Here is a 24,749-nt window from a genome sequence, read left to right as displayed (position 1 = left end):
GGGCGTCGGCGTCCTGTCATTCGTGCAGCGAGTGGGGGCGGCGGGACGCTGACCTGGAGTTTCTTGGTGAAATGTACGTTGACCTGCGAAGACTCCCCTCGGTAGTTCTCACGGGTCAACGCCGTTTCCCAGACTCATGTGCCCTGGATGTGCCCTCCACGTATGCGAATTTCACGCTCGACGGCCTACCAGTCCGGAAGGCGCGTTCGTGTGAGCCCGGACGGGATTTCCTCCTCCGTCAGTTCCTCCTCCGGTGCCGTCCTTCGCCGTGGTGGAGTCGGACGCACTGCACGGAAGCGGCGTGCTTCGAGTGTTTCCCTGACCACCTCGGTGAGGGGGCGAGGCGCAAAAGTCCCGCCTTCTTCCATGGCCTGGCGTCGGCGTGTCCACCAGCTGAACGCCCAGCGGGCCAAGGCGGCGACAAGCAAGCAGCTCAGGGCCCCGTAGACCAAAGTCGAGATCGACGGCGCTTGTGGCAGGGGGGCTCGTGGGCTGTCAGCGGGCGCCTGCATCTTCCTGAGGGCACGGCTCCGCTCCAGGCAGAACGTCGTGATGCCCACCACTACCAGGGCAGTCAGATGGACTCGCAGCGCTGCTACGGCGCGTACTACGTGGGTGGCGACCGTCCCCGGCCTCTTCTGCATGATCTCGGCTGCTTCGGCTTGTGTGTACTCCAGGGCTTTGGTCGCCCATACAGCTGTGCGCTGCTGTGGCGGAAGGTTACACAGCGCTCGATGCACCGCCAGGCGATTGGTGATCAAGTCGCTGAAGTCCGCGACGTGTACGTCCGCCGACTGAGCCTGCCAGGCACCCTTCGAGGTCGCGGTCGTCTGCCGTCGGACTTGTCGACTTGCGGCTCGTACGTCGTTGCGTATCACGACGTAGAGGTAGGCACGAGGATCACGAATCCCGGTCGGCGCGTTGAGGGCTTTCGTGAACGCAGTCTGCACCACGTCCTCTGCGGACAGAGTGGATTCTGGCAGGCGCTCGTCGGCCAGTAGCCGACGGGCAAAGCCTTCCATCTCTCGGCGGTGTCCTTCGTACAGTGCCGCTAGATCAGCAGCGGTGCCTCCGCCGTACTTCTCAGCCACGGCCGTCCCCCCGCTTCCCGTTCTGCTTGCTCGCCTGGCTGCTGTTTCCTTGCTCACGGCGAGCACGAATCAGAGCTGCCCTGGCTTGTGCCCGGTTTCGGTAGGACACGCTGTCTACCCAGCCCTTGAGACTCGGAGCCAGAACGGCGGCGACGGACAACAACGCGCCCATGATCTCCACGAAGACCTCCTCGAAGTCGCTGGCCGCCCCGCCCAGGCGTTGGGCTGCGGCCGTACACAACTGGAGAGGTTCGGGAGGCGCATTCTCATGACACGGGTCGGAGTTTGAGTGACACTTTTTTGCGGGCGGGCGCAAGCATGGCCACTATGGCCTGGTTGGCTTTCTCGCGAGCCCGGCGGACGGCGTGCTCAGCGGTGGAGAACTGCCAGGCGGGGTGTGTTTGCTGCAACTGACCTGTCGGACGTCGCCGCTCGCGGCAGCGTCCGACATCAGCCCCCTGACCGGCATGCAACGACTCAGGGGCTCTTGCGTGCACCGGCACGAACTGCGGTCACCCGTGTGGGGCCTGATGCCTCAAGTCTTGAGTCGGCTGACAGAGACACGTTGCCCCTTCAACAAGGGCAGGTTCCGCACGTGGAAGGCATGAGCGTCCGAGATGCTGGTGAGTTCATCGAGTATGTGCGGCATGGCAGCAAGGTAGGCGGCCGTGGAGTTCACGATGTACAGCAACCCGTCGGCCTCTGGCTGACGATGACCAATCCAGTGGAGGCCGGTCTCTATCAGTGCGTCGCGTTCTTCCCGGTTCGACAGCTGATTGCGGTCCTGCGTCATGATCGCGTCGAAGCCGCGGCCACTGACTGCGTGGATGAGTTCCGTGTCCATCACACCGCTCAGCCCCTCGTCATGGGCGGTGCGGAACTCGTGATGGAAGAAGACGGTGCTCAAGGGAGGCAGGATCGCTGGCGTCTCGTTCTCATCCAGGAAGAATCTCATGCGGCGCGGCCACCGATCTGCACGACCTCCTGGTGGAAGTCCGCTGCGTCAGCCGCTCCGGATACCTCGACGGTCGGGTAGAAGCGACGCACTTCGGAAGGTGGGATGCCCCCGGCGACCAACTTCGCGACAGCGTCGTAGGGCACGCGTGTTCCTTGGATGGTCGGCCAACCCCCGAGCCGGGCCTCCTTCACTTCCAAGTGCGGCCGGGGACGGCGGAAGTCTGCTACGGCACGTCCCTGCATATTCTCGAAGGGCGCGAAGACGTTGGCCAGGCTGTGGATGACTTCTTGACCGGGCCGGCGGACGAGGTCGATGGCCCGTTCCTCCTCCACGAGGAAGACCGAATCACCTTCGGTGACGAGCTTGTAGGCGGCAGGGTGCTCGGTGAGGTCCCACTTGCGCAGCTGATCCATCGCCTTCCGGATGCGCTGCAGGGGCAGTCTGCTGCGTAGATACACGAATGTGCGCAGCGCTACCACGTCACGGAAAGAGTAGCGGACCGGGTTCTCCCGCACCTCCGGCTCCAGCAGGTGCGTACGCCGCCAACTGTGCAACTGGGCGATCGACGCACCGCTGAGCGCTGCTGTGAGGTCCACGGGGAAGCTCATGATTCACCTCCTCCCGCAAGTTTCGCGCCCATGATTGAACCGCGTGCCCGCGGTGCGAGCTCCCACAGACTCACTATGCCCCCCGAAGTAGCCCGAAGCCGGAATGTTAGTGGCTTACGGGGTACACGTCTGCTGATACGACGATGGAGCGGAGTTGGAGCGGCCGTCTGCGGCCGTGCGTCAGGATCCAGAACACGCACCAGCGCGATAGCTTACGTCGTCGACGCCAGCGAATCGGCGGCGGGCTTTCAGTTATCCCGGGGTTTACCTGATGCCGGGCAACGCGCGCAGGTGGGTGTGGAAGGCGACCGCGTGATCGGCCATCGCAGCCTTCCACGGTGCGCTGTCGGCGCGGGCGATCTCCTGCCACGCCGCAGCGTTGGCGGCGGCGAACGTTTCCTTGGCCCCCGCCGGTGCGGTGCGCCAGGAAGGGAAGCGGCGGGTAAAGGCGTCCGCTTCCGCGATCGTGTGTCCGGCTTCAAGGAGTCGCAAGATGAGGATGGCGGGGTCGATCCAGGCCGCGCCGCGTGTGGGCCAGGCCCAGTCGATGATGTGGGCGCTGTCGTCCACGAGCACGTTGTGCGGGGCGAGGTCGGTGTGCAGGAGGGTGTCGCCGGAGAAGAGGGCGGCGGTTCCGGGCGAGGCGTAGGCGGCCCAGCGCTGTTCGGCGGCCTTGATGGGAACGTCCGTGGGAGCGTTGGTTTCCTGGAGTTCTGCAAGAGCCGCAGCGACGAGGGGCAGGTCTGGGGAGCCCGGGCTGTAGTCGGCGTGCCGCCCCGGGAGGACCTCGTATCCGAGGAGGTCCCAGCCGGCCACCTCGATGTGCCAGTACAGGCGGGGGGAGGCACGGGGGAGGTGTGGGTTGATCGCGGCCTCTCGACGCTGGGCCGGGGCCTGTGGGTGGTCGGTGGGGATGCCCTTGACGAAGACTGGGCCGTGATCGGTGTCGATGAAGGCGGCGATGCCTGAGTTCAGCCCTCCGTCGGCGGTGCGGGCGGCGTGGACGGGGCCCGCCTTGTCGGCGATGGCCTGACGTGACTCCACGGGAAGGTCGTGGAAGTGGCGGCGGATCATGGGCACGGCGCGGTTCCTCGGAGAAGACGATGGGCTGCCCCGGCCAGCGTACGGCCGGGGCAGCGCGCCGGAGCGGAGCCCAGGTCTAGTAGGGCTGGTCGTCGCCGGCCGAGCAGCTGCACCCGGCGGACTCGGCGACGTCGACGTCCAGGTCGCCGATGATCTGGAACGTGCCCTCAGGGACCGGGGGCGCCGAGATGGGCACGGGCAGGGTGCCGGTGTCCTCTGTGGGCGGGCGCAGGCCGATGGCGACCGGGACCGGTGCGGGCCGGGTCAGGGTGGTGCTGGTGGGAGTCATGCTCCGTAACCTCCGTGTTGGCAGTAGAGCGATCGGTTGTCCCCCGCCTCCTGGTGGAGCTTGGCCAGCGGACGGCATGTCCTGCAGGTGCCGACCTTCGAGCAGCCGGAGCATCCACCGGTGCGGAGCTGGAGGGACTCGGCGATGCCGCCGAGTCGGGGGAGGGCGGTCAGGCCCTCGCTCATGAGGTTCACGCTGGGGTCTCGGCCGATCTTGCAGACCGAGGCGATGCCGTGCGGGTCGACGTGGAAGAAGGTGTGGCCGGCGTTGCAGCCGGTGAAGACACGGCGCGCGCGGACGTACTTCTGGGCCTGTGAGGCGAGCGGCTTCGCCTCTCCGTCGATCGTCGGGGACATGTTGGTGAAGACCTGGTACGGGAAGTCCCAGCGGTCTTCCACCAGGCGGACCATGTCGTCCACCTCGTGGGCGTTCTCCTCGGCGACGATGATGTTGATCCGCACGGGCAGTCCCGCCGCGCGAGAGGCGTCCAGACCGCGGGTGAACCGGTCGAAGGCACCGCGGTTGCGGGTGACGGCGTCGTAGGTCTCCCCCGTCGCCCCGTAAAGACTCACCGTCAGTCGGTAGGGCCGCAAGCGGGCGAACAGCTCCTGCATCCTCACTTTGTGGAGCTGGCTGCCGTTCGTCGAGACCTGGATCATCATCCCGAGTCCGGTGGCGTACTCGTACGCGGCGGCGAACTGTGGATCGATCAGGGCCTCGCCTCCGGTGATCTGGAGCCACAGGACGCCGGCGTCGCGCAGCATGGTGAGCAGGCGCGTCTTGTCGTCCCAGTCCAGGCCCTCGAACCGCTTCTCGCCGAGGTAGCAGAAGCCGCAGTCGTGGTCGCAGCCGAGGTTGATCTCCCAGGAAGCCTTCGCGTACCCGTAGGTGGAGCGTGCGCGGACAAGGAGGGTGTCCCGCAGTGGCCCGGTGGGCAGGGGCATCTGCCATGCGGCCGTGGTCGCCTCGGTGAGCCAGGCCGGGGCCGACCGGCCCTCGGTGACGGCCGTGCGCAGCTCCTCGAAACGGGGCTCGGGGATGGCCACTCCCTTCGCGTGACCGGGCCGAAGGAGGAGGTACTGGCCCAGGAACGGACTCGCGAGCAGTTGGTGCACGTTGCCTCCATGTCGTCTGGCAGGGGGTGGGGCTGGTCCGTGTTGAGGTGGAGTCGGGGGTACTCCTCGGATCCCCCCCCGCTCACCGGCCACCTGTCCTTCGGCTGGGCGGCCGGTGAGGCTGGAAGGCCCCGACGCGGGGATCTACGAGGCAGTGGCCAGATCGTTGAGCAGCTCGTCGAGACCGACGACGCGGAACGACTGGAGGCGGCGAACCAACTGCGAGGCGAGGAACGTCCCGATGTTCGGGTGGCCGTACGGCAACGGCGCATCCGGCTGTGCGATGACCTTCACACCGCCCTCGTCCCGGCCGTACAGAGTGCCGTGCACGCCGTACAGGGGCGCGCTCCTGGCCAGGAACACCGTCGGGTCGTTTTCCAGGTGCGGACAGAGCCTTGCGGCGGCACGGGTGTGCCTGTGGCACACCGGAGGCTGGTTGGTGAGGATGCTCGGCCGACTTGGATCGTGATCCCGGGGGCCGGCGAGAAAGATGAAGCCGAGGGGCGTGCGGGCGGGACCTGTGCAGACCTGGCAGGTGAGCGTCTGCATGCACACCATCTGCCGGTGGGGGTGCATAAGCTTCCACTGCGGCTCACCGGTGGTCCGGCCTTCGGCGTCGACAGGGTTCCACCCGCACCGGGCCCAGAGCACGCCCCGCGGGTCTCGGTCACGGGGGTCCTCGTCCGCGTAGTACAGCCGCGGGCCGGAGGAGTGGCGCGTGATGACGAGGTTGTCCGGCGCCGCGTCCTCCCCGTCCCTCTGGGTGATGTATGGGACCAGGGAGAGGGTTTTGTCTCTCGACTCGACAGCGCGCGGGTTGTACGTGAGGCGGAGGGGCGGGAAAGTCACGGCGCCTCCGTAAGGCACTGGTGGGCCACCAGGCGTTCGATGAGTTCGTCGAGCGTCCACGCCATACGTCGGATGTGTCCGACGGCACGTCGGTGATCCGTTGGCACTTCCTCGGACCGGATGGTGCGCCCGCGCTCGACGAGGCCGGCTGTTTGCTCGTCCCTCTCGGCCACCTTGGAGACCACGGCGAGGTGGACGAGTCGCATCAGGTGGCCACGAAGGCGCTGCGCGTGCTCGTCGACCTCATGTTCGGTGGGCGTGTAGTCGTCCAGGACGGCTGCCACGTCATCGAGCAGCAACCCGTCGACATACGGGGCCCAGCGCTGCACCTTCTCCAGGACCCTTCTCAAGCCGGCCTCGGTGAAGGGTGGTACGGCGGCTCGCACGGGATGGGACCAACCGGGGCGGAGGGTGGTGGCCGTCATCGCCCCGACTCCTCTGGCACAGCGAGGCGGAGCTGGTAGGTACCTCGTACGGGGGCGGGCACGGTGATCTCCTCTACGCGCAGTCGGCGATCCGGACGCCCCGGGAGAGGGCTGGCCATCGGCTTCGAGGCTCCCGTCGCGGGAGGAGCGTTTCCACGCCGTCGCTACGCCGTTTCCCCGCCGTCCGGACGGCGGAGAAGCGGCGGTCGGACGGCGTGGAGACGCGCTGCGGATAAGCGGAACCTGTGGGTCACGCCCATTTCGTACGACCGGAAGAGCGACCGCGATGCTGAACGACTCAAGTCCGGCAGTTCACCGTCCGCACACGCACTGGGTGGCCCTGGCCGGTCGGTGCGAGCCCCTTGGCCCGGCCCGTGACCGGGTTCGTAGCGTGCTGGCTGGCGTCGTCCCGTGCGTGGACGACGCGGTGCTGGTCGTATCCGAGCTGGTGGGCAACGCCGTGCGACACACGACGGCTGGCCCCGACTGTCTGACCATCGAAATCGATCGGAAACAGGTCGTCGTCGCGGTCCACGACCCGGAGCCTGACGATGGTCGTGTGCACCTGTCGGAGACGGCTGCCGATCCGCTTGCCGAGTCCGGCCGCGGGCTGTGGCTGGTGCAGACGCTGGCATGGCGGTGGTACGTGGAGACCACCGCCGTCGGCAAGGCGGTCGTTGTCGTCCTGCCGCGCGGGAAGGCGGCGGTCAGCCGAGCGGCAGGCTCTTGACGACGTCCCACCGATAGGCGCGGTCCTCGCGTCGCAGCTCCACCAACTGCGCCTCACGGACGTCCAGATCAACTGGTGCAAGCCCGCGGAGCGGGGTGACGGCCTTGATGACGGGGGCAGCGGGGCGTGGCCGGCTGTTGTAGGCCAGGCTCAGGTGCGGGCGGAACAGCGCGATCGGCTTGCGGGGAGCCAGCCCCAACGGGGCCATGGACTCGCTGAGGGCGGCGTGCAGCGCCAGAACCGGGCCCCAAGGAGCGACCGTCAGGCGTACGGCACCCCGAGAACCTGCGAGCGGGACCGCCCGCAGGCGGAAGGCCGCCGGGAGAAGCGGGGCCGCCGCGCTGATGACGTCATCGAGGCGGCTCAGCGGCAGCGCTGAAGCGGAACCGACGCGTGCGAGCGTGATGTGCAAGCCGTCGTCGGGGACAGGATCCAGGCCGAGCGGCGCGAGGTGTTGCTGGCAGCGAAGAGCAAGGTCGGCCAGCGCTGGGCTGTCGGGGAAGGTGAGCATCCAGTAGTACGCCCGGGTCCGCGCCGTCCAGCCGGGACGGTCCCAGTGATCGACCATGGTCTCCACGGCGTCGAAGGCGGCCTGGTCGTGTGCCGCGATCACCGCCGGGTCACTCAGGTCGGCCGGCGGGTGGGCGGGGAAGGCTGCGGGATCGGCGCTGAGCTGGACGTGCGACCAAGGCACCCGGCGAACTCCTTCGTGATCACCCCGCCTAGGCAGGCGGGAGCTGATGGCCCCAGGCGCGGAGCTGTTCGCCATACTCGCGCACCGCGGGCCGGGACCGCCAAGGGGCTGCTCGCTCGTACAAGTCCTGGGAGCGTTGCCGTACCGAGCTGATCGGCATCGGACTGGCCAGAGTGATCGCCTGTTGCCCGAGGGACATGGCGTGCTCCACGTCCGGTGCTCGCTGTTGAAGCACCGCGGTGGCCACGTCGAGGCGGACCAGCGAGCGGCTCCACGCGGAGTCGGACTTCTCGACCAGGTCGTCGAGGTCCTCGGCGTCCCGCAGCACGTGCCCGGTGTCCTGCAGAGCGACACGGGCGGTCAGTGCATTGGCCAGGGTGCGGGCCCGCCCATACGGCAAGAAGGAGATGCAGGAGGTCAGGCCGGGGGGCACGTCATGCCGGTCGGAGAGCTCCAGCGCCCGCCCGATGGCCCGCTCGGCCTGGTTCCGGTCACTGAGCTTGCCGAGCGCCCGGGCCCGGCCGTTGACCAGCAACCGGATGGCCTGCGGGTGGTTCGGCGCCCGGTCCACCGCGGCGGCGGCCCGCGCGTCGGCCTCGTCGTAACGGCCTGCGTAGTACGCCGCGAAGGACTGGGTGCCGCAGGCCCACATCTCGGTGTCGAGATCGCCGATCGCCCGGCTCAGCTCCAGCGCTTCGGCGCAGTACGCCTCAGCCAGGGGAAACGCGCCGGTGTTCACCGCCATGTAGCCGAGCAGTCCGCCGGCGCGTGCGGTGATCCGGAACAGTTCCCTGCGTGCGGACGGAGGTTGCTGACCGGCGAGCAGGGTGTGCCCCATGCTGCGCAGGCTGTTCGTCTGTCCCCACAGGCCGTCGGGTCCATCCTTCTCGTACCGCTCGGTGATCACGTCGATCCGGGAGGCGAGAAAAGACAGAGTGGTCTGATCGACGTTGCCGCAGGCCAGCTGGCGGGCTCGGGCGACAATCTCCGCCGGGTCGTCATCGTGGGCCGTCGGGCCGGCCTGGGGAGAAGGTGGAACGTCCGCAGGTAGTGGCTCTGGGGCGGTCGGCGGATAAGCCGAGGCCGAAGCGAACAGGTCGCGGGCAGCCCTGCCCAGCAGCTCCTCCAGAATGCGGCACGTGTCGGGGCGGGGAAGCTGCTTCAGTTCCCCACTCAGCCACCGGTCGAACTGCCGCGAAGAGACCGCGACCGCGGCCAGCCGAGGGTCACCCGCCTCCTCGGCCAGGTTCCGGGCCGCGCGGGAGAACTGCACCTCGAACGCCGTGTAAGTCGTGAGGTGGCACTCTTCGAGTAACTGCCGCAGCAGCGTGTTCCGGGGCATGGAAGACCTCCCAACACGTCGGCGGAACCAATGGCTCCTCGGCGAACGGCACGCACGCCGGACCGTGCGGCGTACGGGATGTCCTACGCAAGAGTGCCGACGCAAAACGCAACTAGGCAATATGTCTGGTCAAGTTGGCCCGTTCGGGTTGTCCGCCAACGGGTGGATGGACAGACTGCCTTCATGGCACTGAAGAGGAAGCTGGTCCCTCAGTCGGTCTACCGACGCCGGCTCGCCACACGGCTGCGGGAGTTACGGGAGGCGTCCGGCCTGACTCTCACCGAGGTGTCGGAGCAGATCGAAGTCAACCAGGGGTCTCTCAGCCGGATCGAGACCGGCGAGCGCGGCACCACTCCAGTTCTGGTCCGGGCTCTCCTCGACTGCTACTCCGTCACGGACGCCGAGCTGCGTGACGACATCCTGGACCTGGTGCGTGCCGACAAGGAACAGCAGAAGCCCTGGTGGCGCAAGTACTCCACGGTTCTCACCCCGACCCGCTACGACGGTTACCTCGCCTTGGAGGCAGGTGCCGTCGCGCTGGCCAACTACCAGCCCTTGCTCGTTCCCGGCCTGCTTCAGACAGAGGACTACGCTCGCGCCGTCATCGCCCAGATGCGTCCTGATCTCGGTGCCGATCAGGTGGACGCTCTGGTCAAGGTACGCATGGAGCGCCAGCAAAGCTGCTTGTCCGGTGAGCGCCCCGCCGAACTGCGGACCGTCCTGGACGAAGGCGTCCTCCATCGCGTCATCGGCTCACCCACCGTGATGCGCCAGCAGTTCGCGCGCCTGGTCCAGGTCGGCGAACAACCGAACGTCACCATCCAGCTCCTCCCGTTCAGCCTCGGCGCCCATCCGGGCCTGTATGGCCCCTTTGTCGTCCTCACCTTCCCCCAGCCCACAGCTCCGCTGGTCTGGCTGGAGAACCCCAACAACTCCGTGTATCTGGAGTCCCAAAGCGACGTCCAGAACTACACGGACACCTTCGACCAGCTCAGGGCCTCCGCCCTCAGCCCGGCCGAGACCCGTACCCGCCTCATCCGCACTGCCGAGGAGCTCGAACCTTGAGCACGATTCCACCCCGCCGCCCCCGCGCCGAGGAACTGTACAACGCGCACTGGCGCAGGAGCTCCTACAGCGGAGGCGCCAACGACTGCGTCGAGATCGCCGACCTCGGTGCGTACGCGGCGGTGCGCGATTCCAAGGCACTCGACCTTTCACCTGTGATCCTCAGCCGTTCCGCCCTGGGCAACCTGCTGGACCACTACACCGACGGCGAGGCTTGCATCGGCTGAGGCACTGCCCGAGCCGCACATGCGCCGTTTCAGCCGCCAACTGGGAGTGCCCGCGTGAGTGACCAGCACGACAAGCCGTTCCTCCAGATCGTGGTCTGCGCGGCCGGGGTCGCCGCCGACGTAGGCCTGCTGATCACCGCCGCACAGGAACGGCACTGGGACGTCGGCGTCGTAGCCACCCCGCAAGGAGCCGGCTTCCTTGATGCGGAGGCGGTCGAGGCCCAGACCGGCCGCCCCATCCGCTCGGCCTGGCGGTCACCGGGCGAGCCACGCCCGAGTCGGCCCGCAGATGCGATCGCGGTCGCCCCGGCCACCTTCAACACGGTCAACAAGTGGGCCGCCGGGATCTCCGACAACCTCGCGCTGGGCATCCTCTGCGAGGCGCCCGCCATGGGTGTACCGGTCGCCGTGTTGCCGTACCTGAACTCCGCCCAGGCCGCCCATCCTGCATACCGCCGGAGTCTGGACCTGCTGCGTGAGATGGGCGTCCTGTTCGGCTCCTACGAGCCTCACCGGCCGAAGGCGGGCGGCGGGGCCGACCGCTACCGCTGGGAGGAAGTGCTGGAGCTGCTTGCCCCGAGGCTGTCCGCGCCGTCGTGATCAGCGACGGCGTGCTCGCGGCTGCGGGGGCGAGACGGTGGTTGCCTCGTGGGCCGGAGCGCTGGGTGTCTCACCAGGCCGTGCTGCGCTGTGGGCCTGTACTGCACGGGCGCGTGCGTTGGGCGTCGGCCGTGCGCTGAAGCGTTGAACTCGCCATGCCAACGTCCCTGCGGGGGAGCGGGCGTCATCCAGGGCACGTTGGTCGGCGGCCTGCATGAGGAGGCGCTCAGGGTCGTACCCAAGCGATTCCGCTTCGGCGAGTGCGGCAGTGAGGGCAGCAATCGAGGGATCTGCGAGGACGTGCTCCGAGTGCTCGGGTACGGCCCGACGGATGTGGTGGATGTGCCGGTCCCCAGTCGGTTGTGGCGGTCGGCGCCGGATGAGGGCGGTCAGGGGCGCGGTTGCTGCCTGGTCGTAGGCGGCTTGTAGCTGGAGCAGGGTCTGCTGGGCTGCGGCGACCTGCTGGTCGTGGTGGCGGAGCTGGTGCCAGCGGGAGGCCGCGATGGTGACCAGGATCGCGGCATCGAGGAGCATCGCCAGCGCCGTACCGTCGCTTGGTGCGGGCTCGCGGAGCATCGCACGTGTGGCGCTTCGCAGGGCACGGGCGTGGTGGTGTTCGGCCTGAATGCGGGAGCGCGTGGCGCGCTCGAAGGCGGAAGCGGCTTCACAGAGCCGGGCGCGGATGGGCGCGGGAGCGAGGAGGGGCAGGACGTCGAGGGCTTCACCGAAGGCGGCGAGGTGGGCCTGCGAGGCTCCATCGTCGTGACCGCTGAGGTGGTGGGGGATGCGCTCGGTGGCGGCGATGGCCTGGTGCCAGGGGTTGGGAGAGCGAGGAGAGCGCTTGCTCGGATGGTTGGTGAGCTGCGGTTCGGTGGCCTCCAGGCGTGCCCGGATCTTGGGGAGGGACAGGTCCGGGGCGAGTGTGGAGCCGGAGTACCAGATGGGTTCCTTGCCGACGGTGAGGTTGTCTTCGCTGGCGACCTTGTAGCCGCGCACGTCGCCGGAAGGGAAGTACACGGCTTCGACCAACAAACCTTCGGTGCGGCTGAGCAGGCGGATGAACTCCTCGGTGCTGGTGGAGGCGGCCACGGCAGTGCGGACGACGGTGCGCAGGCGTTCACGAGCCGACTTGTCCCGGCCTTGGCGGTGTGCCTTTTCCTGCTCGGCGCGAGTGGAGCGTCTGGCGGCGGTGCGGTCTCCGCGAACGACTTGAAGGAGTCCGTACTCCTTCTCGATGGCGGCGAGTTCGCGGTCGGCGGTGAGGTAGTCGTTCCAGTGGCGTGCGGGGCGGAGGTCGCCGCGGACCTTGGTGGCGGCGATGTGGATGTGGTCGGGGGCGTGGCGGACGGCGACCCAGCGGCAGCCGTCCCGGTCGTCTTGTGGCGCGATGCCGGTGGCGGCCACGACGCGGCGGGCTATGTCGGCCCACTCCTCGTCGCTGAGGTGCCGGTCGGTTGTGGCGGCGCGGAGGGAACAGTGCCAGACGTGCCGCTCGGGTGCGCGGCCGAGTCGGCGGGCTTGCTTGACGCGGAGGTCGAGGTCAGCCACGAGAAGCCGCTTTGTGGCGGTGAAGTCATTCGTGCGGCCGGGGTCGGGGGCGAAGCCGTCCCAAGAGGCGACGAGGTGGGGATCCGTGTGGTCTTTGGCCTTCTTGGTGTCGAACAGGTACCGGATCAGGCCAGCCGTGTCCTTTCCGCTGCTGATCTTGGCGATCACCGGGCGGCCTTGTTGGTGACGGCCTGGTTCGTAGTTCCGGCGATCTCGCTGATGGCTGCTCGGACCGCGCCGAGGGTGCGTTCGGCCTGGGCGAGGGCGACGGTGTCCCCAGGGTGTGGATGGCCGCCGGAGTTGAGCTTCCGGGCGATCTGGTTGGCGTTGTTGCCGATCTTGGCGATCTCCTCGCGCAGGGCGGTCAGCTCGTCGATGTAGTCGTCCAGCGGGGTGCGCTGGCCGGGAAGGGCGAGGTCGCCGTGGATATGGGCCATGACGACGGCGCCGACGTAGTGGGCGCCGGCGATGTTGAGCGACCGGGCTCTGGTGAGGATGGCGGCCTTCTCTTCGACGCTGTAGCGCACGTCGACACGCTCCTTGCGCTGGGTGTCTTTGCGCTTGCGGCGACGGGCGATGCGGTGCAGGGCGGCGGCTTCGGCGGCACGCGGCAGGACGACGGGCGTGGCCTGGAGGCGTTGCCCCTCCTCGGGTGCCCCCTGGCTCCCGAGGGTCTCCGCCACCCCCGGGGCGGAACTCCCGTTGGACCGCCCCTTGGACGGTCCAACGGCATACCTTGCTGGCTGGGTGACGCTTGTGGTCATCTCCCGCAGTCCGGGGGGCAGCTCACGTCGGGCTTCGCGCATCGGGACAGTCCTTACTAGGGGTCGGCGGACGGGAAGTGCCATGGGCGGTCGGCTCCGCCTTCTGGTCACTTGCTGAGCAGTGCGATGACGGGCGGTAGCGACCGGTCAGCGCGCTAGGAGACGCGCTCGGGCGTACGGTCGAGTTCGGCCTGCAGGCGGCGCGTGATCTCGGTGAGGCGGTCTTTGCCGACGGGGTGGCCCTGGGCTCGGATCGCCGCTTCGACGTGGCGACGGGAGATACGTCCTTGGCGGCCCAGAGGCGCGGCGCGGCCGAGAGCCAGGAGCGTTTCCGTGGAAACGCTGGGCTGCCGACCCTTGATCGGGCTGTGGGGCTGACGCGCATCCGCCACTTCGGCCGGAGGGTCCGCCACGTCCGCGATGTCCTGCGCCACAACTTCGGGCCGTGCTTGTGCCGCGCCCTTCGAGGCATCGGCCGTGTCGCTGTCCGGAGAGGACCGCAGCAAGTCCTCGACGTGAGTGTGGCGCTGAGCGCTGACCGGTTCAGTCGAGTGCCGACCAGTGGGGTGCCGGCGTATGACGAGATCCAGGTGGACGGCTCCGGCGAGCGCGAGCGGGGCGATGGCCGACAGGGCGCCGACGGTGACGTCGTCCAGGTGGAGCCCGGCGGCGTCGCTCTCCTGGTTGAGACGGACTGCGTGCAGGGCGTTCGCCCAGATGCTCGTGATGGTGGCGATGCCGACGAGGGCCCAGACGTAGAGGCGAGATCGCCAGGGGGCGGCTCGCAGGATGAGCAGGGCCGCGACGCCGATGGCGATGAACCCGTCGATCACGAGCGGGAAGGCGTACGTCAGCACTCCGCGGATGTGGATGGCCACTGCCATCTGCCGCAGGGCGTCGTACGAGAGGGCGAAGCCGATCGTGCCGACCAGAGCGACCCCCAGGCGGATCGCGGCGGTCATCATCGGTACTGGGGTCGCGGTGGTGCGTACGGGCAAGCGGGTGCTCCAAGCGGGGAGGGATGGTGGGCAAAGAGGTGGCGGACCCGTCGCACCCGTCGCACGGCTGGTCAGAGCAGGTACGGGTGATCGTCGTGGTACGAGACGACTCGTCGCAGCGACGACACCCGTCACGGGGTTGACCTGCGATGCGACGGGTGCGACGAGTCTTTATGGGTGCGGGTCCGGGCCTGTCTGGTTGCTCTCGTCACCGCTCTCGGAGGTGGACTCCTCCGGGCAGTACCGCGCCCAGGCGTCGGTGAAGCGGAGGCGCGCGAAGCCCTTGGCCTGCCTGCCGCCCTCGAAGCGGAGGGTGGCGGCCTTGATATCGAAGTCCTTCAAGAGGAGCCCAAGGTGGCGTGGGCTGAGGCCGGCGGTGCCGTACTCGGCCCACGGAGCCTCCGGGTCCTTGAGTAGCTCCTCCAGCAGGTCCCGGGTGCGCATGATGTCCGGGTCGCCGCAGCGGGCGAAGGCGCGCCGGATGTCCTGCAGCAGGCGGGTCTTGAGGTTGGACTCGTCGTCCTTGTCCGCCTCGGCGGCGCACATGGCCGTGCAGGCTGCGCGCGCGTCCTCGGGCCAGGTGCCGCCAGCCAGCTCCGCGACGATCACGAGCGGTTCCCAGGTGTCCGCCGCGCGGTCCTGCACCGGCATCCGCGGTACCAGGTCCTCGGCGGTGTCCATGAGCGGACGGATCCAGGCCGCCAGGCGGTCCCGCAGAGCGTGTAGGGCGGGGATGTCGCGGCGGGAGCGGAACTGATCGACGCGCTCGCCGTCCTTGCGGCGTTGCATGCGGATCACCACCGCCCGGTCCATGACCGTGTCCGGCAGGGCGCCGATGCCGGCAAGCGCGGCCATGGCGAAGGTGGGGAACTTCCGCGTCTTGTGCTCGGGACCGGAGATCCGCAGGGCGGGCCGGTTGCGCTGATGGCCGGCGTTGAGCAAGCCGCGCAGTTCCTCGTTCTTCTCTGCGGCCTTGATGCTGCCGAAGATGGTGTCGGCCTCGTCCACCAGCAGAGTGGGCGGGTCGTCACCGATGGCACGGAAGACGACAGCCGGGCTGGTGTTCACGGTGATCAGCGGGTCGTGCGCCGTCTCCGTGATCACGTCCAGCAGGCGGGACTTGCCGCACCGCTTCGCCGGCCCGACCACTGCCAGGCGCGGAGCGTGTTGCAGTGCGGGCTGGATGTGCGTGGCCGCCACCCACAGCGTGACGGCGGTCAGGGCCTCGCCACTGGGCAGGATCACGTACCGGGCGATCGCTGCGCGCAGCTCGTCCAGCAGGCCGGCGCCTTCGTTGGAGCTATCCGCCCGATCACGCTCGCTGGATGAGGGATCGGACGCCGGGCCCTGGCCGGGGATGGCCACGGGTGGCCAAGACGGGGTGACGGCGGGTGCGGTGGGGGCTGGAGAGGTCGTAGATTCGTCCACAGGCGTTCCTCCCTGGTGAGTTCGGACGGGCAAGGTCCGGACTCACCGAGACAGATCGTTGTTTTCTGGCAAGGGGCGATGTGGGAAGGGGCCGCGCGGCTCCCGGCGGTGGCTCGTCGGGAGCCGTTTCGCTTTCCCGTGGGGTGGTCTCAGACGGCGAGGTCGTACGCGGCCTGGGCGTTCAGCCAGGCGTCCACCTCGGTCCAGCGGTAGCGCAGGTGGCGGCCGACCTTGTGCACGTTCGGGCCGATGCCCCGGTACTTCCACTGGTAGAGCGTCTTGACCGGCACCCCGAGGTACTCGGCGACTTCCGCCGGGGTGGCCAGGGGGCCGCGCCGGTCGGCGTCGGCGGCGGCGTGGGCGGGACGGGGGGAAAGGCTCGGCATAGGGCTCCTTTTTCGGTTTCGGACAACTGCGTGGACAACACAGCCACACCCGAGGCGGAGAAGTCCAGAGTTGGTTCTAGAAGGCTCCAGAAGTTCCCGTTGGTGAGCACGGGAGGCAATACCGTAGATGTGAATCGGCGGTTGACCAAAAAGTCGGCGCCAAGGTGGCGGGCGGTTCGTAAGTCCAGGTGGCGGCGCATCGTCCAGGGGTGCAGTCAGCTACACTGCGCTTGCTTTCCCGAGGGGGAGTCAGCAGTGCAGCCTTCCTGCCGCCGTGTGTCAGGCATTAGTCGGTGCGATTGCTGATTCGGCGGGACGCGACTTCTGTAGGGTTTAAGAACCAACTATTGCCAAAAAGGTCGGTCGCACGTTAAAGCTACGTGTTATGGCAACTCGACCCATAGAAATCGGCCCTGCCAGCCTCCACACCGCCCAGGCGATAGAGCGCGCGCGCCTCAACCGCGCCCTCACTCAGCAGCAACTCGCAGCTGGCTGCGCCGCTCTGGGGCGCGCGATGACCAACACCGCGCTCAGCCGTACGGAACGCGCGCGCCGCCGTTGCGACGTCGACGACCTCGTCATGATCGCTGCCGTGCTCGGAGTCCCTCCGGCGACCCTGCTGCTCCCGTTCGCTTCTTCATCCGGTACCGACCGGGAGGGGCGCTAGTTGGCACGCGTCTGGATCGAGGACCGCATCGGTCACGCGGCCTATATGCGTGCGGTGACCGAAGCCAAGAGAGTGGGGCGCACGCCACCTGGGCGCTACCGGGTTCGCTGGTATGGCCCCGACGGCAAGCCGAAGATGAAGACCTTGGCCCGCAAGGTCGATGCCGACGCCGAGCGATTGAAGGTGGAATCACGTCTCAATGACGGTTCCTACCGCGACCCGGCCGCCGCGCGCGCCAAGTTCGCTGAGGTCGCGGACTCCTGGCTCGCCGCCCAGATTCACCTGAAGCGTTCCACGCGCAACCGGTACCGGGGTGTTCTGGACGTCCATGTGATCCCCAGGTGGGGCACCACGTCCCTCGACCGCATCCATTTCGAGGACATTGCCGAGTGGCTGGCCGACATGCTGTCCGGCCAGGCGACGGGAGGCCGGAAGCTCAGCCCGCGATCGGTCCGCAAGGCGTATGTGGTGCTGAGCCGTGTCCTCGGTTACGCGGTCAAGGCCCGCCGCCTAGCCGTCAATCCCGCCCTCGGGGTGCCCCTGCCGAAGCCGGCTCCGACCGACCACGTGTACCTCGACGACATGCAGGTCGAGGCACTCGCGAACGCGGCAGGTGCCTACCGGGTGTTCATCCAACTCTTGGCCTACACCGGTCTGCGGTGGGGCGAAGCGTCGGCGTTGAAGGTGGGCCGTGTGGACTTGGCCGCCTGCAGGGCCCACATCGTCGAGGCGTACGTCGAGGACAACGGCAAGCTCTACTTCGACACCCCCAAGAACCACGAGCGCCGATCCGTGCCGATCCCGCGCTTCCTTGCCGAGGAGCTGAAGCCCCACGTCGAGAGACGGGGCGATGAGGAGTTGCTCTTCACGGCCCCCCAGGGCGGCCCCCTGCGGGCGCGCAACTTCCGTCAGCGGTTCTTCGCGCCTGCGGTCACTCGGGCGGGGCTGGGGCATCTCAAGGTCACCCCGCACAAGCTGCGCCACACGGCGGCCTCGCTCGCCATCGCCAGCGGTGCGGACGTCAACGTCGTACAGACGATGCTGGGCCACAAGTCCGCGACGCTGACCCTGGACACCTACGGGCACCTCTTTCCCGACCGCCTGGACGAGGTCTCGAAGAAGATGCACAAGCGCCGCTCCAAGCAACTGGCCAAGGCGAAGGCCAAGCTGGAGAAAGCGGAGCGGAAGGCCCGTGAGGCCGCCGAGACCGTGGCCGCCCTGGAGGTAGACGCCGCGTGATGTGTGCCTAACCCGTGCCGGGGCGCCGTAACCGAGGGGGCACCCCACCGCGCTGATGCGGTGGGGTGCCCCCTTGCGTCCTCCTCGGATCAGGTCAGTCGCGGCCGACGGCTTTCCTCCCAGAACCGGTCCATCGCAGCAGCGGCCGCATCCCCAGCCAACCGCTCAGTCCTCTCAGGTACCTCGCGCTCGTCGAGGACGAAGAGCCTCCCGCCGACGAGGTGCGTGGTTGTCTTCCAGGCGAGACGCTGTCCCGCCTCCCTGGCGGCACGCCGGACATCCTTGAGCTCGCCCATCTCCGCAAGATCGTCTGCGCCGAGGATCAGCTGCCCGTAGTAGCCCTCGAACTCCGGCTTCAGCGCGGCCCGCATCAGCGACTCAAGCCGGTCGACCAGCTTCTCGTACCGTCGCCGGGCCAGCTCATCCTTCGAGGGCATCTCGCACAGCTCCCCACCTCTGCCCGCAGCCGCATGTGTGCCATATGTGTGCTGCGAGTACGAAGGCCCTCCCGTCCGTCGGACGGAAGGGCCTCTGACCAGGCGTTTTTCTGTGCCCCCGGCAGGATTCGAACCTGCGACACCCGCTTTAGGAGAGCGGTGCTCTATCCCCTGAGCTACGAAGGCCGGTGGTGGTGTGGTTCTGCCACCGCCGACAGTGTAGCGGGTGGGGTGGAGGGTGTCGGGTGGTCAGGTCAGGGGGATCGGGCGGAAGCGGCCCGCGACTCGTAGGTCCGCCTCGATGTGGCTCGCCGTCTCTGCCAGGAGCGGCAGGATGTCCGTCACGCAGGCCGCTGCGGTGCGGCGGGCGGCGTGCATCGCGACGTTCACCGCGGCCACCACGCGGCCCGTGCGGTCGCGTACCGGGACCGCGATGGAGCGCAGGCCGGCCTCCAGTTCCTCGTCGACCAGGGCGTAGCCCTGCGAGTGGGCCTCCGGGAGGGAGAGCAGGACGCGGCCCAGTGCGGTCGCGTGGGCCGGGAGGCGGGTGCCGACGCTGATGCGGGCGCTCATCACGCGGCTGGTGGAAGCCCGGGCCGTGTACTGGATCTCCTCGCCCGAGTCGGACAGGACGGCCAGCGAGGCCGACTCGTGGACGCGGTCGGCGAGGGCGGTCAGGTGGGGCTGGGCGATCTGGGGGAGGGAGGTGCGGGAGAGGGGCGGGAAGCCGAGGGAGAGGACTCGGGGGGTGAGGGTGAAGGTCCGGTCGGGGGTGGCCGCCACCAGGCCCGCGTGCTCGTGGGTGATCAGGGCCCGGCGTGCCGTTGCCCGGGCGAGGCCCGTCGCCTTCGCGACGTCCGTGAGGGTCAGTGCCGGGCGGTCCTCGCCGAAGGCGGTCAGTACCGTCAGGCCGCGGGCCAGGGATTCGACGAACTCCCGGCCCAGTTCGTGTTTCGACGCGGTCGTCCAGGTGGCCAGGCCGCAGCGGGGGGTTCCCGGCTCCGGTGGTGGGGCGGTGCGCAGGTCGTCCTCCATCGACCGCACCGTTGAGCGGAGGCGGGGGAGGAGGGCCGTTCGCAGGTCCTCGGCCGTGTGGCGGTTGGTGTGGCTCACCACGCTCGCCACGCACGCCACCCGGCCGGTGCCGGGGTCCCGTACGGGGGCCGAGACCGCGACCAGACCCGGTTCGATCAGCTGGTCGTCGAGGGAGTAGCCGTCGGTCGCCGCGGCGGCCGTGCGGTCTTCGAAGTCCTCGTCCCGGGCCTGGGTGGTGTGGTCGCGTGGGGGTACGGCGGTGAAGGTGCGGTCCTCGGGGTCCGCCGCCCGGCGGTCGTGCCAGTGGCGCCAGTCGGCCGGTGTCCACTCCGTGGCGAACAGCGGGCCCGGCGCGGTGCGTTCGGCGGGGAGGAGGTCGCCGATGCGGAAGCTCAGGGACATGGCGCGTCGGCGGGTGGCCTGGTGGATGAAACGGATGCCGTCGCGGTCGCCGACCGCCAGGGAGACCGACTCGTCCAGATCGTCGGCCAGGGCGTCGGCACGGGAGGCGAGGAGGGCGGGGAGGCGGAGGGCGGCGAGGTAGGCGTTGCCCAGTTCCGTCAGGCGTGGGGCGAGGGTCACGTCGCGGCCGTCCAGGCGGACGTAGCCCATGCGGGCGAGGGTCGCTGTGATGCGGTCGATCGTGGAGCGGGCCAGTCCGGTGGCCTTCTCCAGGCCGCTGAGGCTGAGGGTGCCGCCGTCCGCCTCGGTCAGCCGCCGCAGTACGGCGATTCCGCGCAGTAGCGGGGTCACGGCCTCGGCCGGTGCCACGGGTTCGCTACGTGTCACCGTTTCGGCCGGTGCCACTGCTTCGGCCGGTGAGACCGCCTTCCGTGTACCGGGGGTGTGGGGCGTACCGGTGCCCGGTGTGGCGGCGGCCCCTGCGTGGGCGGCGTCGTTCGTGGGGTTGGCGGGCATCGGCTCTCCGGTACGGCGGTCGCGGCAGGCCTACCGTAATCCCGGGCGAGCAGGAGGGCGGACGGCCGGTCGGGCGGTGCGGCGGTCCCGTCGGCTGCCGGTCCGGTCGTCATGCGGTCACCTGCGGGTGACCCGTACCTGGTGGTCCCCCTTCAGGTCCGCGCCCGACACCGCGATCGTGATGCCCCGGCGCGGGTCCTTGAAGGTCTCGCCGGGTGTGAAGGCGGCGTCCGAGAGCTCGGCGTGGATGTTCGGGCTGCGGGTGCAGCCGCCGCTGTCCCGGCGGGAGTCGAACACGGTCACCGGGCCCATTCCCGTGTCCACGTCCGCGTCGATCCGGTAGACCAGCACGCCCGGCCGGCACACCACCTCGTCGTTGCCCTCGCGCGTGCGCAGTTCGACCGCGTAGCCGGACGTGCCGTCCAGGGGGACGACCACCAGTTTGTCGCCGCCCTTGCGGGCCAGCGGTGTCAGTGTGTACTCCGTCGTCCCGGGCGCCGACGCGCAGTGCACCTGGGAGTGGTCCAGCCAGCCCAGCTTCCACTTGTGCCAGCCGATGAGGTCGTTGTTGGCGCCCCAGTCCTCGCTCATGATGTCCCAGTGGCCGACGGCCCCTCCGCCCTCCTGGGTGTAGAGGTCCGGCAGTCCGAAGACGTGGCCGTTCTCGTGGGGGAGGACGCGGTAGCCGGTCTCGTCGTAGGAGCCGGAGCCGTCGTCCTGGCGGGAGTAGACGAAGGACGCGTTGGCCACCGGGACGCCGTCGGCGACCGGGGCCTCGGTGTTGCCGGCGAAGGTGACGGACAGGACCGTGTCCAGGGCGGAGGGGCCCGCGTTCGGTGTGACCAGCACGTTCATGAGGTCGTACGACCGGAAGTCCACCTTCGCGTCGGCCGCCGCCACCAGGTCCTGGACCAGGCTCCGGTAGCCGGGGTCGAAGGGGGCGCCGCGCTCTATGCCGTACTCGGCGAACGGCTTCGGCATGCGCAGCCAGTCGGGGATCGGGATTTCGGGACGGTAGTCGAGGCGGCCGTAGGAGCTGGTGCGGAACCACTCCTCGGTCTTCGGGAAGAACTCGGCGTAACGGTCGAGCGCCTTGCCCTCGCCGGGCGCGTCCGAGAAGTCGATCATCAGGGTCAGGGCGCGGACGGTGCCGGTGGAGCGGGCGTAGCCGGCGGAGGTCGGGACGCCCTCGGACATCTGGATCTCGGGGCCGCCGCTGATCAGGCAGGGGCCGTGTGCGGAGGAGCGGGAGAGGGCGGCCGGGCCGGGGCCCGACGCCGTGGTGCTGGGCGTGAGCCGGCCGGTGCCCGCCGAGGTGCTGACCGCGAAGGTCACGACGGTGACGGTCGCGATCGCGGCCAGCCGGCGCGGGCGTATGCGGCGGCTCGGCGGCTGCGCCTGCGACTGCGGCTGCATGCAGACCTCCCGGACCACGGCAGCCACCGGACACCGGCTGCACCCTTGCGATCACCCTGTGCCGAGGGGTGGGCGGACGCGCGCTGGAAAGGCCGATCGTGGGTTTCCCGCCGGTAGCCGCCGACCGGGGGACGACGCGGACGGGCATGAGGGGAGCGGATGTGATGCAGGTCACGGTGAATGTCTGCGGATGCGGGAAATAACCGGGGATCGTTTCCCCGTTTAGCCCTGTGTCCGAGCGAAGCGGGGACTTCCTCCCCGGATCGCCAACCCAGTCGTCCGAGGAGTACGCCGTGCAGACCGCGCCCCCCGAACAGCACAAGGCGGCCCGGCCCCGCGCCGACGCCCTGCGCAATCGGGAGCGGATCGTCGCCGCCGCCCGGGAGATGTTCGTCGAGCACGGCCCCGATGTGCCGCTCGACGACGTCGCCCGCCGGGCCGGCGTCGGCAACGCCACGGTGTACCGCAACTTCCCCGACCGCGACGCCCTCGTCCGCGAGGTCGTCTGCTCGGTCATGGGCCGTACGGCGCGGGCGGCCGAGCTCGCTCTCGCGGAGACCGGCGACGCCTTCGAGGCGCTGGAGCGCTTCGTGCACGTCTCCGCCGACGAGCGGATCAGTGCCCTGTGCCCCATGGTCTCCAGCACGTTCGACCAGCACCACCCCGACCTCGAAGCAGCGCGCGAACGGGTCGAGCGGCTCGTCGCCGAGGTCATGGACCGGGCGAAGGCGGCCGGTCAGCTCCGTACCGACGTGGGCGTGAGCGATCTGATGATCGCCGCGGCCCAGCTGAGCCGGCCTCCGGCCGGTACGGGGTGCCTGAGCGCCGACCGGTTCGTCCACCGCCATCTGCAGCTGTTCCTGGACGGGCTGCGGGCTCCCGCCCGCTCGACCCTGCCGGGTGCGGCCGTGACCCTGGAGGACCTGCGCCGGCCCTGCGACCAGTAGTTCTGTGACCAGCAGCTCCGTGATCAGGAGTTCCGTGATCAGTAGTGACCAGCAGCTCCGTGACCAGTAGTGACCAGTAGTGACCAGTAGTGACCAGTAGTTCCGTGATCAGTAGTGGCCAGTAGTTCTGTGATCCGTAGTGACCCAGTAGTTCTGTGACCCCGACCCTCCGACACGACGCCTGACCGTCTGAACAGCGGACGGCGGCTCCGGTGGCCCATGGCCCGGTGGCCGTCGCCCGTAGGCGAGTCGTCCCTTTACTCACCTTTTTCCGTCACGAAGTCCCGAAGTGGGTACCCCCATGTCTGAAGCAGCCGTCAAGGCTCCCGGCGCTGCCGGCGCCCCCGGCGTCCCTGACGCCGGACGCTGGAAAGCGCTCGTCTTCATCGCGCTCGCCCAGCTGATGGTCGTCCTCGACGCCACCATCGTGAACATCGCCCTGCCCTCCGCCCAGCAGGACCTCGGCATCTCCGACGGCAACCGGCAGTGGGTCGTCACGGCCTACGCCCTCGCCTTCGGCGGTCTGCTGCTGTTCGGTGGCCGGATAGCCGACCTGTGGGGCCGCAAGCGCACCTTCGTCGTGGGCCTGGCAGGCTTCGCCGTCGCCTCGGCGCTCGGCGGCGCGGCCACCAACGAGGCGATGATGTTCGGCTCCCGCGCCCTCCAGGGCGTCTTCGGCGCGCTGCTCGCGCCCGCCGCGCTCTCCCTGCTCGCCGTGATGTTCACGGACGCCAAGGAGCGCGCCAAGGCCTTCGGCATCTACGGGGCGATCGCCGGTGGCGGCGGCGCCGTGGGTCTGATCCTCGGCGGTTTCCTCACCGAGTACCTGAACTGGCGCTGGACGTTCTTCGTCAACATCCCGTTCGCGGTCGTCGCCGCGGCCGGCGCGTACCTCGTCATCCGTGAGCCGCAGGGCGGCCGCAACCGCTCGCCGCTCGACATCCCCGGCGTCATCCTGTCCACCCTCGGCCTCGTCGCCCTCGTCTACGGCTTCACCCGCGCCGAGTCGGAGGGCTGGAGCGACGCGGTGACGGTCGGCATGTTCGTCGGTTCCGCCGTGCTGCTCCTCGCCTTCGTGCTCGTCGAGTCGAAGGTCAAGGCCCCGCTGCTGCCGCTGCGCGTGATCACGGAGCGCAACCGGGGCGGGATCTACCTCTCGCTGGGCCTGGCGATCATCGCGATGTTCGGCCTGTTCCTCTTCCTGACCTACTACCTGCAGATCGTGAAGGGCTACTCGCCGGTGAAGACCGGCTTCGCCTTCCTGCCGATGATCGCGGGCATGATCACGGGCTCCACGCAGATCGGCACCCGTCTGATGACCCGGGTCGCGCCCCGGCTGCTGATGGGCCCCGGCTTCCTGGTCGCCGCCCTCGGCATGCTGCTGCTGACCCAGCTGGCCATCGACACCTCCTACACCACCGTGCTGCTGCCCGGCATGCTCCTGCTCGGCCTCGGCATGGGTACGGCGTTCATGCCGGCCATGTCCCTGGCCACCATGGGCGTGGAGCCCCGGGACTCCGGTGTCGCCTCCGCGATGGTCAACACCTCGCAGCAGGTGGGCGGCGCGATCGGTACGGCGCTGCTGAACACCATCGCCGCCTCGGCCACCACGTCCTACGTCGCCGACCACATCGGCGGCGCGGCCTCCCGCTCCCAGCAGCAGCTGGTCCATCTGGAGGGTCAGGTGGAGGGCTACGCCAGCGCCATCTGGTTCGCCGTCGGCATCCTGGTCGCGGCGGCCGTGATCGCCCTGACCTTCGTCAACGCGGGCCGTCCGGGCGGCACCGCCGTCACGGGTGCGGGTTCCGGTTCGGGTGACGCGGCCGAGGACGAGCTGCCGGTGCCGGTCATCGCCCACTGACGACGACACCGGACGCTTTCACCCTCTCG

The 24,749-nt window shown here is 69.1% G+C and carries 26 protein-coding genes and 1 tRNA gene; 8 read left to right on the top strand and 19 right to left on the bottom strand.

Features of this window, described 5'->3' with window-relative positions; all coding sequences use genetic code 11:
* Positions 1-185: 185 nt before the first annotated feature.
* From ACZ7G3_RS17300 to ACZ7G3_RS17265, 8 genes are all read right to left on the bottom strand, one after another.
* The gene (locus ACZ7G3_RS17300; RefSeq protein WP_470926421.1) at positions 186-1,091 is read right to left on the bottom strand and encodes an RNA polymerase sigma factor; all 906 of its coding nucleotides are present in this window, start codon (positions 1,089-1,091) and stop codon (positions 186-188) included.
* A gap of 535 nt (positions 1,092-1,626) precedes the next feature.
* Positions 1,627-2,046: a PIN-like domain-containing protein gene (locus tag ACZ7G3_RS17295; protein ID WP_470926419.1), complete on the bottom strand. Its 420-nt coding sequence runs from the start codon at positions 2,044-2,046 to the stop codon at positions 1,627-1,629.
* A complete protein-coding gene (locus tag ACZ7G3_RS17290) occupies positions 2,043-2,657 on the bottom strand; it encodes a DUF433 domain-containing protein (protein WP_470926417.1) in 615 nt (204 codons plus the stop codon). The genes ACZ7G3_RS17295 and ACZ7G3_RS17290 overlap by 4 nt, the downstream gene beginning before the upstream one ends.
* A gap of 264 nt (positions 2,658-2,921) precedes the next feature.
* Positions 2,922-3,731 carry a protein kinase family protein gene (locus tag ACZ7G3_RS17285; RefSeq protein WP_470926467.1) on the bottom strand — a complete coding sequence of 270 codons (810 nt, stop codon included), beginning with the start codon at positions 3,729-3,731 and terminating at the stop codon, positions 2,922-2,924.
* 85 nt (positions 3,732-3,816) lie between these two features.
* Positions 3,817-4,029: a hypothetical protein gene (locus ACZ7G3_RS17280; RefSeq protein WP_470926415.1), complete on the bottom strand. Its 213-nt coding sequence runs from the start codon at positions 4,027-4,029 to the stop codon at positions 3,817-3,819.
* Positions 4,026-5,144, bottom strand: a complete 1,119-nt coding sequence (locus ACZ7G3_RS17275; protein WP_470926413.1) for a radical SAM protein — start codon at positions 5,142-5,144, stop codon at positions 4,026-4,028. The genes ACZ7G3_RS17280 and ACZ7G3_RS17275 overlap by 4 nt, the downstream gene beginning before the upstream one ends.
* 144 nt (positions 5,145-5,288) lie before the next feature.
* On the bottom strand, positions 5,289-5,993 hold the full coding sequence (locus tag ACZ7G3_RS17270; protein ID WP_470926411.1) for a hypothetical protein: 705 nt from the start codon (positions 5,991-5,993) through the stop codon (positions 5,289-5,291).
* Complete coding sequence (locus ACZ7G3_RS17265) at positions 5,990-6,418, bottom strand: DUF6415 family natural product biosynthesis protein (protein WP_470926409.1); 429 nt, start codon at positions 6,416-6,418, stop codon at positions 5,990-5,992. The genes ACZ7G3_RS17270 and ACZ7G3_RS17265 overlap by 4 nt, the downstream gene beginning before the upstream one ends.
* A gap of 286 nt (positions 6,419-6,704) precedes the next feature.
* Between ACZ7G3_RS17265 and ACZ7G3_RS17260 the strand changes: the two genes are divergently transcribed.
* A complete protein-coding gene (locus tag ACZ7G3_RS17260; RefSeq protein WP_470926407.1) occupies positions 6,705-7,148 on the top strand; it encodes an ATP-binding protein in 444 nt (147 codons plus the stop codon).
* Here the strand turns inward: ACZ7G3_RS17260 and ACZ7G3_RS17255 are convergent.
* On the bottom strand, positions 7,126-7,842 hold the full coding sequence (locus ACZ7G3_RS17255) for a 2'-5' RNA ligase family protein (RefSeq protein WP_470926405.1): 717 nt from the start codon (positions 7,840-7,842) through the stop codon (positions 7,126-7,128). The two genes, ACZ7G3_RS17260 and ACZ7G3_RS17255, sit on opposite strands and share 23 nt — an antisense overlap.
* 28 nt (positions 7,843-7,870) lie before the next feature.
* Complete coding sequence (locus ACZ7G3_RS17250; RefSeq protein ID WP_470926403.1) at positions 7,871-9,184, bottom strand: hypothetical protein; 1,314 nt, start codon at positions 9,182-9,184, stop codon at positions 7,871-7,873.
* A gap of 183 nt (positions 9,185-9,367) precedes the next feature.
* On the opposite strand from ACZ7G3_RS17250, the gene ACZ7G3_RS17245 reads away from it, so the two are divergent.
* Genes ACZ7G3_RS17245 through ACZ7G3_RS17235 form a run of 3 tightly spaced genes read left to right on the top strand, consistent with a single transcriptional unit; the run spans position 9,368 to position 11,076 of the window.
* On the top strand, positions 9,368-10,249 hold the full coding sequence (locus ACZ7G3_RS17245; RefSeq protein WP_470926401.1) for a helix-turn-helix domain-containing protein: 882 nt from the start codon (positions 9,368-9,370) through the stop codon (positions 10,247-10,249).
* Complete coding sequence (locus ACZ7G3_RS17240; protein WP_470926399.1) at positions 10,246-10,476, top strand: DUF397 domain-containing protein; 231 nt, start codon at positions 10,246-10,248, stop codon at positions 10,474-10,476. The genes ACZ7G3_RS17245 and ACZ7G3_RS17240 overlap by 4 nt, the downstream gene beginning before the upstream one ends.
* A gap of 54 nt (positions 10,477-10,530) precedes the next feature.
* Positions 10,531-11,076, top strand: coding sequence for a flavoprotein (locus ACZ7G3_RS17235; RefSeq protein WP_470926397.1), 546 nt, complete (start codon positions 10,531-10,533; stop codon positions 11,074-11,076).
* Here ACZ7G3_RS17235 and ACZ7G3_RS17230 read toward each other — a convergent pair whose 3' ends face one another.
* The 5 genes from ACZ7G3_RS17230 to ACZ7G3_RS17210 all read right to left on the bottom strand — a co-directional run bounded on the left by ACZ7G3_RS17230 (position 11,077) and on the right by ACZ7G3_RS17210 (position 16,200).
* Complete coding sequence (locus ACZ7G3_RS17230) at positions 11,077-12,792, bottom strand: relaxase/mobilization nuclease domain-containing protein (RefSeq protein WP_470926395.1); 1,716 nt, start codon at positions 12,790-12,792, stop codon at positions 11,077-11,079.
* Entirely contained in the window at positions 12,789-13,307 is a 519-nt protein-coding gene (mobC, locus tag ACZ7G3_RS17225; RefSeq protein ID WP_470926393.1) for a plasmid mobilization relaxosome protein MobC, read from the bottom strand. The genes ACZ7G3_RS17230 and mobC overlap by 4 nt, the downstream gene beginning before the upstream one ends.
* 236 nt (positions 13,308-13,543) lie before the next feature.
* The gene (locus ACZ7G3_RS17220; protein WP_470926465.1) at positions 13,544-14,350 is read right to left on the bottom strand and encodes a DUF2637 domain-containing protein; all 807 of its coding nucleotides are present in this window, start codon (positions 14,348-14,350) and stop codon (positions 13,544-13,546) included.
* A 207-nt stretch (positions 14,351-14,557) separates the two neighbouring features.
* Positions 14,558-15,814, bottom strand: coding sequence for a DUF3631 domain-containing protein (locus ACZ7G3_RS17215; protein ID WP_470806288.1), 1,257 nt, complete (start codon positions 15,812-15,814; stop codon positions 14,558-14,560).
* A gap of 149 nt (positions 15,815-15,963) precedes the next feature.
* Positions 15,964-16,200 (bottom strand): helix-turn-helix transcriptional regulator, encoded by a 237-nt coding sequence (locus tag ACZ7G3_RS17210; RefSeq protein WP_365788893.1) that lies wholly within the window; start codon positions 16,198-16,200, stop codon positions 15,964-15,966.
* A 385-nt stretch (positions 16,201-16,585) separates the two neighbouring features.
* On the opposite strand from ACZ7G3_RS17210, the gene ACZ7G3_RS17205 reads away from it, so the two are divergent.
* Together ACZ7G3_RS17205 and ACZ7G3_RS17200 are read left to right on the top strand one after the other, a co-directional pair.
* Positions 16,586-16,867, top strand: a complete 282-nt coding sequence (locus ACZ7G3_RS17205) for a helix-turn-helix domain-containing protein (RefSeq protein WP_470926390.1) — start codon at positions 16,586-16,588, stop codon at positions 16,865-16,867.
* Positions 16,868-18,106 carry a tyrosine-type recombinase/integrase gene (locus ACZ7G3_RS17200; protein WP_470926388.1) on the top strand — a complete coding sequence of 413 codons (1,239 nt, stop codon included), beginning with the start codon at positions 16,868-16,870 and terminating at the stop codon, positions 18,104-18,106.
* Between the two features lie 89 nt (positions 18,107-18,195).
* Here ACZ7G3_RS17200 and ACZ7G3_RS17195 read toward each other — a convergent pair whose 3' ends face one another.
* The 4 genes from ACZ7G3_RS17195 to ACZ7G3_RS17180 all read right to left on the bottom strand — a co-directional run bounded on the left by ACZ7G3_RS17195 (position 18,196) and on the right by ACZ7G3_RS17180 (position 21,912).
* The gene (locus ACZ7G3_RS17195; RefSeq protein WP_398125225.1) at positions 18,196-18,543 is read right to left on the bottom strand and encodes a hypothetical protein; all 348 of its coding nucleotides are present in this window, start codon (positions 18,541-18,543) and stop codon (positions 18,196-18,198) included.
* A 113-nt stretch (positions 18,544-18,656) separates the two neighbouring features.
* Positions 18,657-18,729, bottom strand: a tRNA-Arg gene (locus ACZ7G3_RS17190).
* Between the two features lie 63 nt (positions 18,730-18,792).
* A complete protein-coding gene (locus tag ACZ7G3_RS17185; RefSeq protein ID WP_470926386.1) occupies positions 18,793-20,496 on the bottom strand; it encodes an IclR family transcriptional regulator domain-containing protein in 1,704 nt (567 codons plus the stop codon).
* Between the two features lie 117 nt (positions 20,497-20,613).
* Positions 20,614-21,912, bottom strand: a complete 1,299-nt coding sequence (locus ACZ7G3_RS17180) for a M6 family metalloprotease domain-containing protein (protein ID WP_426596667.1) — start codon at positions 21,910-21,912, stop codon at positions 20,614-20,616.
* A 293-nt stretch (positions 21,913-22,205) separates the two neighbouring features.
* Between ACZ7G3_RS17180 and ACZ7G3_RS17175 the strand changes: the two genes are divergently transcribed.
* Together ACZ7G3_RS17175 and ACZ7G3_RS17170 are read left to right on the top strand one after the other, a co-directional pair.
* The gene (locus ACZ7G3_RS17175; RefSeq protein ID WP_470926384.1) at positions 22,206-22,859 is read left to right on the top strand and encodes a TetR/AcrR family transcriptional regulator; all 654 of its coding nucleotides are present in this window, start codon (positions 22,206-22,208) and stop codon (positions 22,857-22,859) included.
* Positions 22,860-23,160: 301 nt separating this feature from the next.
* Positions 23,161-24,720 (top strand): MFS transporter, encoded by a 1,560-nt coding sequence (locus ACZ7G3_RS17170; protein WP_470926382.1) that lies wholly within the window; start codon positions 23,161-23,163, stop codon positions 24,718-24,720.
* Positions 24,721-24,749: the final 29 nt, after the last annotated feature.

It is taken from the genome of Streptomyces sp. NPDC037271, from assembly GCF_055603605.1.
Note: the sequence above shows the minus strand (reverse complement) of the source record. Positions and strands in the feature narration are given on the sequence as shown.